We start from the raw sequence: 14,928 nt of genomic DNA on the forward strand, positions 1-14,928 counted from the left end.
CTTAAACTCGCTGGGAAACCTGCTCAAACAAACTTCGATTGTCCGCAACAATCCGCTGGGTAACTTGCGGATCCGGCTCTCGGGACCAGTCGTCACGAACAAAAGAGCCACCCAACAGAATTTCTCCTTTACGCGGGAACATGTAGGTCACATCACTACCGCCACCTACCGTGAGGTAATCTACGGCGGGGTCTGGCGGCATAAAGACCAGCTGACCCTTTATCGGCTGCATTTCATCGTCGCCAAACAGTGCTTTGGCCCCCAGACCCGTGCAGTTAAATATCGCTGGCTCGGCTAAAGAAAGCACCATCGACAAGTCCTTAAAGTCCCGAGCAATCATTTTTCCTCCGGCGACAAAAAAATCCCTGCGCACCCTGCGCAGAAACATCGCCGGCTCAATCAGCATAGTGACTGTTTGTTTGGCAAACCGAGTGGGAAATGGATGTTCACCAGGATCGAGGTCCTTCACCGAGGTAAAAAGCTCGGGCATTTCACGGAGATAAAAACCCCCTGCCTGAGGTTCATCTGACAGATAGTAATTTTCTTTAAAGCTCACACCGTAATCGGCACCGACGAGGTTTTGATACGCGTGGTGTGCGATGCGCGATGCGTATTTATACTGAGCAATGAATGCATCATCGGCAACATCCTCATCAAAAACCGAGGTGGGTGCCCATTGCCCCGCTCCCACGTTAGACACGCTGTGGCGCGAAGGAGATCGGGTATATATCGTCACGTTCCATCCAGCATCCTGCAACAGACGCGCCGTGGTCAGCCCCATAATCCCGGATCCCAAAACGGCCGCATCGCCCACAGCTAAATTTGCGGCGTGCTGAACAGCCAGTGCAGAAGAGCCCCAGGAGAGGGAAATACCGCCGCCGCCGTGTCCGTAGTTGTGGATAATGTCCTTTTGATCAAAGGTTTCGCGTTTAACTACAAATCCTGAGGGTCGAAACGGCCTATGTCCCACAATCACGCGGACAATGCGATCTTCGGAAATTCGCGGTGCGACAAATGGTTGACGGGACAGAGGCCGCGCATAGCGGCCCACCCCGGAAACCCTCTGCCCACCGCCTGTGCAGGCGCCCACTGACGCAAGCACTGGTAACGCAGAAACCGCCCCGAGCGCGCGCAAGGTCCGCCGCTTGTCTAAATCGTATTCGTTAGTCATCAATCAATACTCGTGATTTCTGCGGCCTTCAGGGCATCTGCGATAAATGCTCGCCAGATCGGGTTTTCGTCAAACTTAGCTGCATCCCAAACCGCGTAGAGATCTTCTCTCGCTTCGGCCTCAGGGACGCCTTCGCGAATGACCCTATAAAGATAGGTGAAGGCAGAGGCGCGAAAGTTGGCAAAACAATGCACCAGCGTCTTCCGCCCCTGCCGCGCATCCATCATTGCAAAGAACAGATCGAGGTCCCGTGGGGTGGGAGAATCCCAAAGCACCGGGATATTAACGTAGCTAATCCCCGCGGCAGCAACGGCAAACGGCTCCTGTGCATTGCGCTTAGGATCGGCCACTGCAAGGTTGATGATGAGCTCTACGTTTTCAGATTGCAGCGCCGCCACCTGTTCGGGGTAAATCTGTCCCGCTGTAAGCAGGACATCAGATACGCGGTGAAAATTTCGCACATCCTCAAGATCGCCTTGGCCCCGCGCAAAGGCTGACGCCACCAGTGCGGATGCCAGCGACAATAAAAGCAGGTATGACTTCACGGTGAATGACTCCCTATATGTTTACACCACGCCTCGCAGCAAAGCATATCACTTTGCTTAAACACAGCCCTTTCTCGCTTATGAGACCGCTCCCCGGTTCATTGCCCCGTGCTAGGCTTTGTCGCGATGATCGCGATGGACCAGCAGGCGGAGGTGTATTCCCATGACAAATATGCGAATAGGCATGAAAACTCGAGCACTCGCGGCGGCTATAGTCGTTGCGCTGGGAGTCACCGTCTCAGGTCAGATTACCGCCAAGGAAGAAGTTCGCTGTCCCAGCAGTGATCTGTTGCTTTACAGCAGCACGATTTACACGGCAGATGACAGTAACTGGCGCGCCGAGGCAGTTGCCATACTGGATGATCGTATCGTTTTTGTGGGAAGTAACGAAGAAGCCGCTTCCTGGCATTGTGGCGCTCAAGAGACAATGAATCTTAAGGGCAGCGTTATATACCCGGGCTTTACAGACAGTCATCAGCATCTCGAGGGCGTAGGAAAACGTACGCGCACTCTGAACCTATTCGAAATATCCACCCGCGCAGCCACGATCGAGCGTATTAAGGACTGGGCATCCTCTGTACCCACCGGTAACTGGGTGCTGGGAAGGGGCTGGATTGAACGTGAGTGGACGGACGATCAACGCTTTCTGAATCGCGAGGATGTGGACGCTTTTACCGCGAACAAGCCTCTATATATGCCACGGGCTGATGGTGTCTCGGCGTTGGTCAATAGCAAGGCGCTGGACTTGGCGGGCGTAGACGCCAGTACCCCGGACCCCGAAGGGGGACGCTTTGAGCGCGACGAACAGGGTAATCCTACGGGCTATGTGCTGGCCCGCGCCATGGATAGATTTCGTGCCATCTTGCCGCCAGAAACCGACGAGTACATCAAAGAGAATCTGCGTCGGGGTATGCAGGCCAATGCCGCTCGGGGTTGGACGCAAACCCATGATGCGGGCATGAGCTTGAGAGAAGCGGGCTTGTTGAGAGGACTTCACGAAAGCGGCGAAATGGCGCACCGGGTATACATCGCAGTACCAATCGCCGAGGCACAGTCCTTGATTGAGCATGGCGCTGAGCAGAGCAGTGATGGATTCTTTGAGATGCGCGGAATAAAAGTTTTTATCGATGGGACCCTCGGGTCCCGCGGCGCCGCGCTTATCGAAAACTACGCGGACGCTCAGCACAATGGTTTTATGAATCGGACAACACAAGCGGAGCTGATGCCGGTTTTGGAAGCTGCGCTTCGAGGGGGTTTTCAGGTCATGACTCACGTAATCGGTGATCGGGCTCTTCGGAATACTTTGGACTGGTATAGCAGCGCCTGGCAGAACCTGCCGCAAAAGTTTTGGAAGACAGAGGATTTACGCTGGCGGGTCGAGCACGCACAGATAATTCCGCCAGTAGATCAGCAGCGTCTCTTCGATATGCAGATCATTCCCTCAATGCAACCCAGTCATGCCATCGGTGACTTAAACTTCGCCCCCGCCCGACTGGGCAAAGAACGCCTGAGCTACGCTTATCCCTGGCAGGACCTTATCAACCGCGGCCTACAGATCGTCGCCGGCTCAGACGCACCGGTAGAAGCTGGCGATCCGCGAATCGAGTTTTATGCGGCAATAACACGCCGGCGCCTGGACGGTAGCCAGGGTGAAGAGTGGCATCCGGAGTTTGCAGTATCCCGGTCAGATGCCCTGCGTATGCTGACCCTATGGCCCGCCTACGCAGCATTTCAGGAAGACCGACGAGGATCCATACGTGTCGGGAACCTTGCAGACTTGACAGTATTTGATACGGACTTCATGCAAGCAGCCCCGGCAGATATTCTGACGGCAAAAACGGTAATGACCTTGGTGGGCGGCCGCATCAGCTACGCTCAGAACTCCCGCTGATCGCTGTCGCGCACCGAGTTAAGGTCACCCTAAAGCACTGTTCGTAGCGTATGAAATGCCACACTGACCCCAGTCGTACGCACTAATATAAAGCAAAAGCACTGCTTTGAATCTCATGCCTGCATCAAACTGGCTCAAGCAATTAACTTGCCGACCCAAGCAGAACGCTTTCTCTCGACATCCAGAAGCTCCGATTCAGGATTTTATACATCAGCAGAATACACTGTTAAATAAGTAGTATTTCTCGCTTCCAGCGCCAGACCGAGAGCCCAGGTTCCGAAGCTAACTCACCACAAAAATAAAACAGGCACAGCTTTTGCTATGCCTCTCCTTGTGCACGCCATCCTCAGGGGCCGCAGAGCCGCCGTCGTCATAGCGCAGCACCAGTAACAGAACTGCCGACAATGGATCGGTAGCCAATGTCACTCAGGAGAATGATTTATGCCGAAGCAATTCAAAACACTTCCTCTGGCGACAGCGCTGATAAGCCTTGGGGCAGCAGCAACAATCGCACCGACAGCGTTCGCACAGAATTCCGTAACGCAATTGGAAGAGGTTGTCATAACGGGCCTTCGTGGAAAACCGCGCTCAGCTGTAGATTCCGCTGTACCAATAGACACATTTAATACCGAACAGATCGAGGCGATATCGCACACCGACACCGTAGATATTCTGCAAACCTTGGTACCTTCTTTTAACGTAAACCGGCAGCCAATATCCGACGGGGCATCATTTATCCGGCCGATTCAGTTGCGTGGTTTGGACTCTCACCACGCCTTAGTTTTAGTGAACGGTAAACGCCGGCACAGATCCTCCCTTGTTCAGATTGGGGGCTCGGGCACTCAGGGACCGGACGTCGCCACCATTCCCGCGTCGGCCATACAGTCCATCGAAGTGCTCCGCGACGGAGCGTCATCGCAATACGGGTCAGACGCCATTGCCGGTGTTTTGAATTTTAATTTAAAGACCAATAATGAAGGCGTCGATTTCACGGTAGATACAGGACAGTTCTACGAGGGTGACGGCGCCTCATATACCGTACAAGGAAACATCGGTTTGCCCTTGGGAGAAAATGGATTTGTTTCTATTTCCGGGGAAGTATTCGAATCAGAATTCACTGAGCGCGCCGAGCAGTACTGCGAGGCCTGGTTCTGTCTCGATACGAACAACCCCCGCTTTGAAGAGACCAGCGAACTTCGCCAAGGCTTCGTAACGGGCACTCCAACTTCCGGTGCCTCTGCGCGTGTTCAGGGCCTGCAATCAGCGTTTCCTGGTGGCATAGCAGACGCATCGGTAGAAGGCGAAAATGCCATGCCATGGGGTGTGCCTAACCGAGAACACCAAATGTTCTTTGTGAACGCCGGATACGATCTTGCCAATGGCATGGAGCTGTATGCTTTTGGAAACTACGGCGCAGTGCAGAGCGACGGCAGCTTCTTTTATCGGTACCCGGGCAACGGCACCATCGAAGACTTGCGTCAGGCGGACGGCTCCATCTATAGCCCTCTCGAGAAGTTCCCGGGCGGATTTACGCCACGTTTTGAAGGTGAAGTTGAAGACATCTCTGCAGCGGCCGGATTACGTGGAAGTATTACGGAGCGAACGACCTTCGATATCAGCGCTCGCTTTGGATCAAATGAAATCGATTATCGGCTATTCAACACTATCAACCCTTCGTTAGGGGCCGCCTCCCCCACAGACTTTCGCCCCGGCACACTTACAAACGAGGAAGTCCAACTTCAACTCGATCTGGTAACCGAGTTTGATGTGGGACTAGCCGGCCCATTGGTCTTTGCCTATGGCGCCAGTTACCTGGACGAAACCTATGATGTTGGACAGTCAAGCCAAGCGGAGTCCTACAGCGCCGGACCCCATGCGGTTTCTGACCCGTTTAACTTATGTAACGACGACGGAACTCCGACAGCTGCAGGTTTGGGCGCAACTAACGCCCCTGCAGATGAGCCTCTTGACTGTGCAAACCCGGATGATCCTGTTTACCAGGTCGTCGGTGTAGGTTCTAACGGATTTCCTGGTTATTCGCCGGCGTTTTCAGAAGAATACACACGCGACTCCTATGCATTCTATGGCGATCTGTCGGCGGACCTGACGGATCAGTTTCTGGTTCAGGGTGCATTGCGTTACGAAGATTATTCAGACTTTGGCAGTGAGGTTGTCGGAAAAATTGCAGCGCGCTACCGAATCAATGACACCTTCGCTCTTCGCGGATCTTTTGGCACAGGATTTCGAGCACCCACCCCCGGACAACAGGGAACTACGAACGTCTCTACACGCTTGCCAAACGGGTTTCCTGTTGCCACAGGGCTGTTTCCTGCCGGCGGAACTGTTGCCCAGGCTCTGGGCGCGCAGGAGCTTGCTCCAGAAACATCCACCAGCTTCACCCTTGGCTTCACGGCTGAATTTTCTGACCTGAGCCTCACCTTCGATGCCTACAGCATTGATATTGACGATCGATTTCGTGCGGTATCTACGCTAGACGTTAGCGCAGACCCTGACGGCGATTCCGATGCCTATGAAAGGTATCTCGCATTGGTAGCAGCCGGGGTTGTGGGTGCAGAAAGCATCGGCGGCGTAAATTACTTCCAGAATGCTATCGACACAGAAACCATCGGTTTCGATCTAGTGGCTAACTACGCGATGCAGTGGGACGGCGGCCAGAGCACCGACTTTTCGTTAGCGCTGAATTATAACGAGCAAGAAGTCGTTGCCGACACGCTCGGAGTATTGAATGCTGAAGACAAGTTTGATCTCGAGAACCAGTTGCCAAATCTTCGCTGGAACGCGACCGCGTTTCATACCATCGGGGACTTTAGCGTCATGGCACGCGCTCGGTATTTCGGAGAGAGCGAGGACTCGGACAACACATCCCCCCTCTCGGTACAAACTTATGATCCTACGATCTTCTTCGATCTAGAAGGCTCCTGGCAGATCAATCAAATGCTGCGTGCCAGTATTGGTGGTCGCAACATCTTTGACGAGTATCCAGACGAGGTCGATCGAGTCGCCAGTGACAACGATTACTGCTGTGGACGCATCTACGCATCCACTTCAGTGGTCGACTGGCAAGGGGGTTACTACTACTTGAGGCTCCGCGCCGACTTCTAGTTCCAAAACCGGGGCCTGAGCAGCCTCCAGGTTCTTGCTTTACGGGCGCCCAAGGGCGTCCTTTTTTTGAGCTACACACGGATGCGAAAGGGAAGTAACTGCTTTGGTGCATTGTTCGCGCCTAAGCGCACAGTCGTGGTGCCAAGACGTTTCTGTTCCAGCCATTTATTCAAGTCATATTTGGCGCAGCAATGTGACGTCGTGTCACAAAAGCCCCTGAATCGTTAGATATTTGAGGATCCCAACTTTAACTCCGCACAGCTGGCTTTGGTGGCGCGTTTTTTGCTTTGCTTTGAGCAGCGTCGAACACAACTCCGGGCCCTGTAGGCCGACGGCGTATGGGTGCCGATCCGGAGTAAATATATTACTGGGGACTGCCCAAGCAACGGCGTTGCACGCAGGGCCAGGTGTTAATCCAGAATCAGAGTCATACCCGATAAGGAAGTACTGAGTGGCGCTTACGGACATGCTGTTGTTTCTTACTATGATGAGCGGTGCTGGTGTTGTCGCAGGTATAACTGCAGGACTGTTTGGCGTTGGTGGGGGCTTTGTTGTCGTCCCAGCTCTGCTGGCAGTGTTTCCTTTCCTGGGGGACCAAAGTGAAGACTTGATGCTTGTCGCCGTGGGCACATCCTTAGCCACCATCGTTGTATCCTCCGCACGGGCTGTGCACGCGCATAGCAAACGCGGCGCCGTGGACTTCCAACTTCTTCGAGATTGGGCCGTATGGGTAATACTCGGCGTTGGAGTGGGAATCTGGATAGCCTCTGTCAGTAACAGCCAGCGCTTGATTTTGGTATTCGCGATTGGCGTGCTGGTTTACTCCATTTACTTTTTATTCCCCCGCATTTTCGATCGCTATCACGGGCGTTTTTCATTACCCACGGGGCCTGGCAAGGCTCTGCTCGCCAGTGGTCTGGGCGGCTTTTCGGCTTTACTGGGAATTGGCGGGGGCACAGTAATGGTGCTTGCCATGGTGTTATGTGACCGACCTATTCACCAAGCCGTCGCAACCGCCTCAGGTGTCGGCTTTCTTATTGGCGTGCCCGGCATGATTGGCTTTATGGTAATGGGACTGGGGGCCGAGAATCTGCCCGCGGGTTCCATTGGTTATATAAACATTCCTGCGCTAGTGGCAATCACTGTGTTTTCGATCTTTACTGCACCTGTTGGTGCGCGCTTGGCGCACAGTCTGGATGGCGCACGCTTGAAACAGATTTTTGGAATATACCTCGTGATCGTGTCGGTCTCGATGTTTTTGAAAGCATGATTTATCTTAAGAAAATGCGCCTTTTGCGCTTGCGTGGCAAAGGCCACAATGAACTACACACACAATGACTCGGGAGAGAGCTATGACGGTAGATTTTAATCGAAGGGGTTTCCTTGTTGGAGCAGCGAGTGTCGCAGCCGCTACAACAGTACTCAGCCCGAGTATGAGCTGGGCAAAAGACGCTGCAAAAGTCACTCGACTAACGCCCTTATATGGTCCTGCGCCCGGCGTTGCCAAACTCAACGCAAACGAAAACCCTTATGGGCCCAGTAAAAAAGCTCTTGCCGCGATTCAGGAAGCCAGTCTAAGCGGCTCCTACTACGCGAGTGAGTCAGCCATGGCTCTGCGAGCAATGATCGCTGAGCGTAACGGCGTGGATCCCGAGTTTGTCGCGATAAGCAGCGGTTCGAGTGGCGTTTTGGCCGCCACCGCGATCAATGCCGCCCAGACCGGAAACATCCTGGGCCCCGATCTGTTCTGGGACACGACATCCATGGCAGTGGAGCACCAGGAGATTGGCAAGATCGTTCGCCTGCCAAAAGATGCAGGCCTTGAGATCGATTTGGACGCCATGTACGACGCTATCGATGACTCTATCTCCATGGTCCAGGTTGTAAACCCTAACAATCCAACGGGTCTTCTCACCGATCCAGTGGCGCTCAAAGCGTTTTGTATTAAAGCCTCGAAGAAAGCAACGGTTTTGGTGGATGAGGCTTACAACGAGGTTACCGACGCTCCAGAGTCCAACACCATGGTCAGCCTGGTCAGAGACGGTCACGATGTCATTGTGGCGCGCACTTTCTCCAAAATTTATGGTTTAGCAGGAATGCGCATCGGCTACATTATCGCTGCCCCGCAAACCATAGAGAGCATCGGCAAGTATGGCATCGGGAGTTACGGCCTCAATCAGGCGGGACTTGCCGCTGCTATTGCCAGCTATGAAGACGACGAGTTTATGAATGCCTCGCGCGCCAAAATTCGCGAAGGGCGCGAGATGGTGTATTCCGCCCTGAAAGAGAACGGCCTCACCGCCCTACCCTCACAGACAAACTTCATCTTTGCAGACCTTGGATCAATTAACGCCCAAACATTCCGCGAAGCGATGGAGAAAGAGAACGTGCTGATTCGCGGCATCTATCGGGACTACACAAACTGGTCACGCGTGAGCATGGGCCGCCTGGAGCACGTACAAATGTATGTTGATGCGCTCCCCAAGGTACTGTCTCAGTTTTCCTGAGCACGCAGTGAGCTAGAGGGCGGCAAAGCGAAACCAGCGCGTCGCCTTGGCCAAAAACGAAAAAGGGGTTGTCCTGAAGACAACCCCTTTTTTTTATCAGCCTGATCGCGTAGCTCATCCAAGGAGCACCTCTTGGCTAGGCCGCGACCTGACGCTTATCTGCGCACTATGCACTATGCACTAAGCGCTTTAAGCTAAATAAATGGAGGCTCGGGTCGGAATCGAACCGGCGTTGACGGATTTGCAATGCGAGCCGGCCTTACCATTTTTTGCCAAGTATCTGATTTGCTGAGACAAATAATAGCACCACCTACAGCTATTCGCATTGTTTTACCGGGGCAGTGCGCACAAATTGCGCACACCCCTATGTAACGACGGACGGGGAATACGCGCCACCCGTTGACGGTATTCCACTTATTTGGCTGACGGACAACCAGTGCGCTGAACAGCGCCCCGTTTGCGCCCGGTGGGGCAGACCAATGGAGGCTAGCTAGGCAGCGCGGGGGTGGTAGGCTACCGAACAAGAAATTGTAGAGGTTGAGTTTAGTGTATTGGAACTACTGATATTGCTAACGCTGGCAACTAATTGTAGTGATTCTCGCCCGCAGTACGAACACTGGCCAACAGCGAGAACCGTTGATTATTTAAGGCGTCTACTGCCGGGGCGAGTAGCATGAGTTCACCGGGATCATTCCTCGTTATTTGGCTCAGTTGCACTTTCACATTAGCAAGACGCGCTATATATGCTTGTGCCTCCCTCGAAGCATCCGCCTCTGGAGGAAACGTTGTAGCTAAATTCGTAACTAAGTTGTGTTGCTCTAGTAGGACTTCTTGTATGGAAGTTAAGGCCGTTTGGTCTAAGCCACGAGGGGTGTTGATGGTGAAAACTTTCGCCAAATTCACGTCAAGAATATGGTGGCCATCCTGCAATTTTGAAACCAGAGCTTCCCGTATCTCGATGGTAGACTCCAAATAATCGAGCTTTTCTTGTAGTTTCATTCGATCTGTAGTCATCCACCCAACTGAGATTGTCAGCAGTAGATTTGCAACAATTGAAATATAAAATTTATTCATGATTTAGGGCTAAGGGTCATTTTGAACAAGTTGTGCGTTGGCCGGCTCATCAAGCTGCTCAACGCCCATTTCTGAGGTAGGTGATCCGCTGATCCTGCCCTGCGCTTCCTTCTGTATTTGACAATTTTTCATCCAAACGTCCACATTAATTAACCGCAAATAATCGCTAACTTTCTGCTCGAGTTCGGGTGCGCATTGTTCCGGTATTGTATCCCATGGAACGACGTGGACCTCTATATCGTGCGGATTACCATCGGCAGCACCTGCATGCGCACCAACACCAAGCATGACCGCTATGAAAAAACACTTGAGTGTATCGCTAGCGTCTCGAAACGTCATGAGGCCGGGTGAGTGCACTGTACTTTCCCAAACCAATGGATGTCCGCGCACGTAGTTAGTTGCCAAAGCATCATAAAGAGAAAGCTGAGCAAAATCCTCCATGGCTCCGGCCTTGATGGCCTCGTAAGCACCGGAAAAATACAAAATCAACTGCTGAATCTCCAGCGCTGAAAGACTATCGACATCCCAGTCATTTCCTATTTCGGCATTTGGCTCGTCTATGCGTACGTTTATCGCAGAAGCCTCCCCTACACTATACTCGCCGTAGGCATGATCGTAGATTTCAATGCGCACTGATCGCGCCAACTGGTGCCAAACACGGTTATATCCAAAGGCCTTGTACGCTTTTATGGAGAAGTCTTTCCGCAGAACATTTGTAGAAAGCCATTTGACCTTCAATGCAGGGTATTTATGCTCTCCTCCAAACTCCGTGTTAACGATTGTCGTCGTTTGCCCGTCATACTCTTCCTCAATCTCACCGATCAAAACCCTAGATGAGATCCCCCCCGGGCCAGGGACGACAACCAGATCTCCAGCACGCACATTTTTGTAAAACCCTTCAATGGCAGAAAAGGTCAACGCGTCAAGCGCTGTTCTCCCCCGTGCTCCATGGTCTGCATTAATCTCTCCTGTTGTAGGATCGTAATCTTCGGTGTTGGAGCTGGGCCGCTGGAAATTTCCCGGGGCGGCGATCCAATCCCCCAAGGCTTTGGCTTTTTGTAATTCTTTTTTTAGCTCGTCATCAAGCTGAAAATCTTTTGAAAGCGTTATGTCGGGAATGTTGAAAAAAACCCGACTGCTATACTCGAAATGCTCGAAATAGGCGTATTTGAACCCCGCTCGAAGAAGGTAAACGCCGTGGTTTTCTGAAATTTGCTTGAAGCTAGGTCGTAGCCGAAGTCTCATGATTTTCCCGTGCTTCTTGAAGAAGGTAGAGGCTAGTAATCAACATCTTTGTCGTGGTACAGACACTACTCGACCTAGTGTGTACTCGTCTACTCGTTATTTTTTAACCCTCATACAGCGTCCAGTTCTGCGCACGGCGGGGCAAGGCTGCTCGGGCAATTGCACGGCATGAGCCGCAGCGTTTAGGCTCTCACGGGATTGATGGGTGATTTTCATGGCTCGTGCTAAAGCACTCGCAGCCCTAATCTCGGCATCCCTTGCTCGCTGTAGCCTCGAAGGCCCCCAGAACGTCATCAGACACGCCCAGATCGTAGAGCCGCGCTTAGCATAGCCGAAGCTGACAAGCCTCGGCTGAGAGGAATATAGAGACCGCTGCGCCTTAGCTCGGACTCTTGGTGCCGATACAGGTACCAGCCCTCGGGGTTCTGTCGGCGTTCAATAAAATAGTTTTCAGATAAGTGTCGCGTCATAAGCTAGCGCAAAGCCTACCCGGCAGATCTAGCCGGTAAGCATTCACAATCCCACACTTTTTTTAAAAGTTAGTTTTGCGATCAAGAAAAATCACCTCCCCTCGACGATCCCTGTCGGGTGTCTGTAGAGATTTTTACCGCCCCCCATCTCGATCGAGAGAGAAAAGGCTCGCCCACGAAAGTAGGCGAGCCTCGAGCGTTAAGCTGCTGCGATTTCCAGCGTTTTAATTGCCCTGCTATCGGAGACAGCGTTGCCGCATAAATGGACTTCCCACGGTGCGGTAGACACCTCCGGGCTATGATAAGCCCATAGGAGGAAGCCCATGAGCAACCAACGTTACACCCCCGAGTTCAAGGAAGAGGCGGTACGTCAGGTCCTTGAGAAAAACCATTCTGTACCAACAGTCGCTGAACGCCTCGGTGTATCAGCACACAGTTTGTACAAATGGATCAACGCTGTAAAACCCCATAAGAACGAAGCTCAAGCCAACGAACTCCTGCTCGCCAAGCAGGAAGTACTCAAGCTGCGAGCAGAACTCAGGCGCGCCCAGGAGGAGCGCGATATCCTAAAAAAGGCGGCAAGGTACTTCGCGCAGGACCTCGAGTGAAGTACCAGTTCGTGCTTGCACATCGGGATCGCTGGAGTGTCCAGTTGATGTGTCGAATGCTCAAGATTGCACGGAGTGGCTTTTATGCTTGGCTCCATCGCCCACTGTCGAAGCGAGCAATAGAAGACCAACGATTGCTCGGCCTCATTAGGGATTCCTACGCAGCCAGTAGCGGCGTTTATGGCTCGCCTCGGGTCTTCCTCGACCTTCGTGAAGCCGGGGAAACCTGCGGAAAGCACCGTGTAGCTAGAATCATGAGAACCCATAAAATCAAGGCGCTACGGGGTTACAAGGCGCCTCGGCGAATTGCGGGTCGCCCCTCGTTGATCGCTCCCAATCGATTGCAACGCGAATTCACCGTAGATGCTCCTGACATTGCTTGGGTGACTGATATTACGTACATCCGAACCTGGCAAGGCTGGCTGTACTTATCCGTCGTCGTGGATCTGTTCTCGCGTAAGGTCGTGGGCTGGTCGATGAAACCTTCGCTTGGTCGAGAGGTTGTCCTGAATGCTTTGCTGATGGCGGTCACACGACGTCGCCCCTCAGAAAAGGTGATTGTGCATTCTGATCAAGGCACGCAGTTCGGTAGCGATGACTGGATGCGTTTCTGCGCTGATAACGGGCTGGTTCCAAGCATGAGTCGCCGCGGCAACTGCTGGGATAATGCCGTTGCCGAATCATTCTTCAGCAGTCTCAAAAAGGAGCGCATCAAAAAGCGGCTATACAAAACACGTGATCTCGCTCGCGCCGATATCTTTGATTACATAGAATCGTTCTACAATCGACAACGCCGACACAGCCACATCGGCGGTGTCAGTCCCGAGGCCTTTGAAGCAGCCTCATTTTGAGGCCCGGTCGTGTCATCGGTACTGTGGGAAGTCCAAAAATACGGTTGTATAGCTGGACGTAGCCTTTCTGGGTCAGCTCATCTCTCAGCATGGCATAGCCGTCTTGGTGGCTGGCCCATAAGTGCGCTCGACTAATGTCACCGAAGTACACCGGGATAGCCCCGTTCGATACTGCCGGCATTAGCGGCGCTTCTACCACCTCATACCCCAGCAGCGACGGCGCACGGCCAGCGGTCAAATCCGCATTCCGCCATAGGGGCATACCATCTGCGTCTTTGAGCAATCGCAGCTTCTGGATCGCGTCTGTGCTTGCGTACAAGCGCGCTGAGCGACGATAGGACGGCGCAAGGGAATGGATCAATGCGATCACATCATCGTAGCCCACCGCACCCACGGAGCCTGTCACGACCTTCTGGATAAGGCCGAAGTTGCGCACCCCATCCGCATCCACTGAGGTGCTGGCCGATTCGATAGCCGCAATGGCTTCCGACTCGTATAACTCTCCAAATGCGATCGCATTGTCTTCGAGTACATAACGCCCAAGGTCCATGACGGAAGTTTGCATTACCTCCTCGCTCAGCTTGGTCAGGTGATACGCCACCGAAAGATCGACCTGCGTCTGCGCAATGCTGGGGTGAGTCGTTTCCGTGCGCGCAGATTTCTCTGCGGCCCGCACCGCCACAGAGCCATCGTCTGTGTAGTTTCGGAGATAGGTTTTGCTTGAGGTGACTACCTTTTCGCTAGCGCGCCAGATCGGGGAAATTTCCTCCATCCGCGAGCGGATCTGAGACTCAAGATCTGAGACCTGTACATAGCCGCCAGTAGAGCCGCCATCTACGGTATTAAACTCTTTGCTGAGTAAGCTGCCGCGATTACCACTTTTAGCATACTCCGCGAGCTGGCTCTTCAACTGCTCGGGGTCGCCACCGATCGACTGCCCGAAGCCGGGGCGGCCATAGGCTTTATTCAAGGCCTCGATCTCGCGCGTGTGCTCGCCAAGTCGATCTTCGTGCTTTTGCCGGAAATCGACGAAGGCTTCGCCCATTTCTTCTAACGCTGATTTTAGTTCGGTGTTCATTGGGAAATGCCTCGTGCTAATACGTTTGCCAGAGTGCTGTTCAGACAGTCCAGCCGCTCATTCAGTCGCCCAAAATCGAGCGGGGCGCGGGTTTGTTCCAATCGCTCAATGCGGGCGGTTAGATCACGGTTGTACTCCACGACCAGGCTGCGCAGTGATGCCAGTTCGCTAATTGTTTCGATTTGCATATTTAAATACCTGTATAGAATTCGGTTTACCCGCGTTCTCGGTAAATAGAACTAGCGTCACGCCAGTCTCTAAAGGTCGGCGGCACTGACGCAGCATCACGCTCGTCAGGCCTCGCAAGGTAGCTTCATAGTCTCAGCCGGCAGTGCTATTCGCATTTGGTGAATTAACAGAATTCC

General features: G+C 53.0%; 11 protein-coding genes. 5 read left to right on the top strand and 6 right to left on the bottom strand.

The genetic code is table 11. From position 1 onward, the window contains the following. Position 1 precedes the first annotated feature (1 nt). Both R0135_RS03305 and R0135_RS03310 read right to left on the bottom strand, forming a co-directional pair. Positions 2 to 1,171, bottom strand: a complete 1,170-nt coding sequence (locus tag R0135_RS03305; RefSeq protein ID WP_407348837.1) for an FAD-dependent oxidoreductase — start codon at positions 1,169 to 1,171, stop codon at positions 2 to 4. Beyond that, positions 1,171 to 1,716, bottom strand: a complete 546-nt coding sequence (locus tag R0135_RS03310; protein ID WP_407348838.1) for a protein tyrosine phosphatase family protein — start codon at positions 1,714 to 1,716, stop codon at positions 1,171 to 1,173. Before R0135_RS03310 ends, R0135_RS03305 begins: the two co-directional genes overlap by 1 nt. A gap of 163 nt (positions 1,717 to 1,879) precedes the next feature. Here R0135_RS03310 and R0135_RS03315 point away from each other — a divergent pair, with 163 nt between their 5' ends. The 4 genes from R0135_RS03315 (at position 1,880) to R0135_RS03330 (ending at position 9,237) form a co-directional block, all read left to right on the top strand. Then, positions 1,880 to 3,607, top strand: a complete 1,728-nt coding sequence (locus R0135_RS03315) for an amidohydrolase (RefSeq protein ID WP_407348839.1) — start codon at positions 1,880 to 1,882, stop codon at positions 3,605 to 3,607. Positions 3,608 to 4,048: 441 nt separating this feature from the next. Further along, a complete protein-coding gene (locus R0135_RS03320; protein ID WP_407348840.1) occupies positions 4,049 to 6,730 on the top strand; it encodes a TonB-dependent receptor plug domain-containing protein in 2,682 nt (893 codons plus the stop codon). Positions 6,731 to 7,181: 451 nt separating this feature from the next. Beyond that, on the top strand, positions 7,182 to 8,000 hold the full coding sequence (locus R0135_RS03325; protein ID WP_407348841.1) for a sulfite exporter TauE/SafE family protein: 819 nt from the start codon (positions 7,182 to 7,184) through the stop codon (positions 7,998 to 8,000). 82 nt (positions 8,001 to 8,082) lie between these two features. After that, a complete protein-coding gene (locus R0135_RS03330) occupies positions 8,083 to 9,237 on the top strand; it encodes a pyridoxal phosphate-dependent aminotransferase (protein WP_407348842.1) in 1,155 nt (384 codons plus the stop codon). 582 nt (positions 9,238 to 9,819) lie between these two features. On the opposite strand, the gene R0135_RS03335 is transcribed toward R0135_RS03330, so the two are convergent. Next, complete coding sequence (locus tag R0135_RS03335; RefSeq protein WP_407348843.1) at positions 9,820 to 10,311, bottom strand: hypothetical protein; 492 nt, start codon at positions 10,309 to 10,311, stop codon at positions 9,820 to 9,822. A gap of 9 nt (positions 10,312 to 10,320) precedes the next feature. Further along, complete coding sequence (locus R0135_RS03340; RefSeq protein WP_407348844.1) at positions 10,321 to 11,556, bottom strand: hypothetical protein; 1,236 nt, start codon at positions 11,554 to 11,556, stop codon at positions 10,321 to 10,323. Positions 11,557 to 12,349: 793 nt separating this feature from the next. Here R0135_RS03340 and R0135_RS03345 point away from each other — a divergent pair. After that, positions 12,350 to 13,485, top strand: a protein-coding gene (locus R0135_RS03345) for an IS3 family transposase (protein ID WP_407347622.1) whose coding sequence is annotated in 2 segments (ribosomal slippage) — positions 12,350 to 12,593 and positions 12,593 to 13,485 — 1,137 coding nt in all. Because the reading frame shifts where the segments join, the coding sequence is not laid out codon by codon here. On the opposite strand, the gene R0135_RS03350 is transcribed toward R0135_RS03345, so the two are convergent. Beyond that, complete coding sequence (locus R0135_RS03350) at positions 13,451 to 14,563, bottom strand: phage major capsid protein (protein ID WP_407348845.1); 1,113 nt, start codon at positions 14,561 to 14,563, stop codon at positions 13,451 to 13,453. The two genes, R0135_RS03345 and R0135_RS03350, sit on opposite strands and share 35 nt — an antisense overlap. Then, positions 14,560 to 14,751 carry a hypothetical protein gene (locus R0135_RS03355; protein WP_407348846.1) on the bottom strand — a complete coding sequence of 64 codons (192 nt, stop codon included), beginning with the start codon at positions 14,749 to 14,751 and terminating at the stop codon, positions 14,560 to 14,562. The genes R0135_RS03350 and R0135_RS03355 overlap by 4 nt, the downstream gene beginning before the upstream one ends. Positions 14,752 to 14,928: the final 177 nt, after the last annotated feature.

The organism is Congregibacter variabilis (genome assembly GCF_045689235.1).
Classification (GTDB): domain Bacteria; phylum Pseudomonadota; class Gammaproteobacteria; order Pseudomonadales; family Halieaceae; genus Congregibacter; species Congregibacter variabilis.

Coding starts and splice junctions, on each gene's coding strand:
- R0135_RS03305 (WP_407348837.1), bottom strand. CDS start 1,171: ATGACTAACGAATACGATTTAGACAAGCGGCGGACCTTGCGCGCGCTC.
- R0135_RS03315 (WP_407348839.1), top strand. CDS start 1,880: ATGACAAATATGCGAATAGGCATGAAAACTCGAGCACTCGCGGCGGCT.
- R0135_RS03320 (WP_407348840.1), top strand. CDS start 4,049: ATGCCGAAGCAATTCAAAACACTTCCTCTGGCGACAGCGCTGATAAGC.
- R0135_RS03330 (WP_407348842.1), top strand. CDS start 8,083: ATGACGGTAGATTTTAATCGAAGGGGTTTCCTTGTTGGAGCAGCGAGT.
- R0135_RS03335 (WP_407348843.1), bottom strand. CDS start 10,311: ATGAATAAATTTTATATTTCAATTGTTGCAAATCTACTGCTGACAATC.
- R0135_RS03340 (WP_407348844.1), bottom strand. CDS start 11,556: ATGAGACTTCGGCTACGACCTAGCTTCAAGCAAATTTCAGAAAACCAC.
- R0135_RS03350 (WP_407348845.1), bottom strand. CDS start 14,563: ATGAACACCGAACTAAAATCAGCGTTAGAAGAAATGGGCGAAGCCTTC.
- R0135_RS03355 (WP_407348846.1), bottom strand. CDS start 14,751: ATGCAAATCGAAACAATTAGCGAACTGGCATCACTGCGCAGCCTGGTC.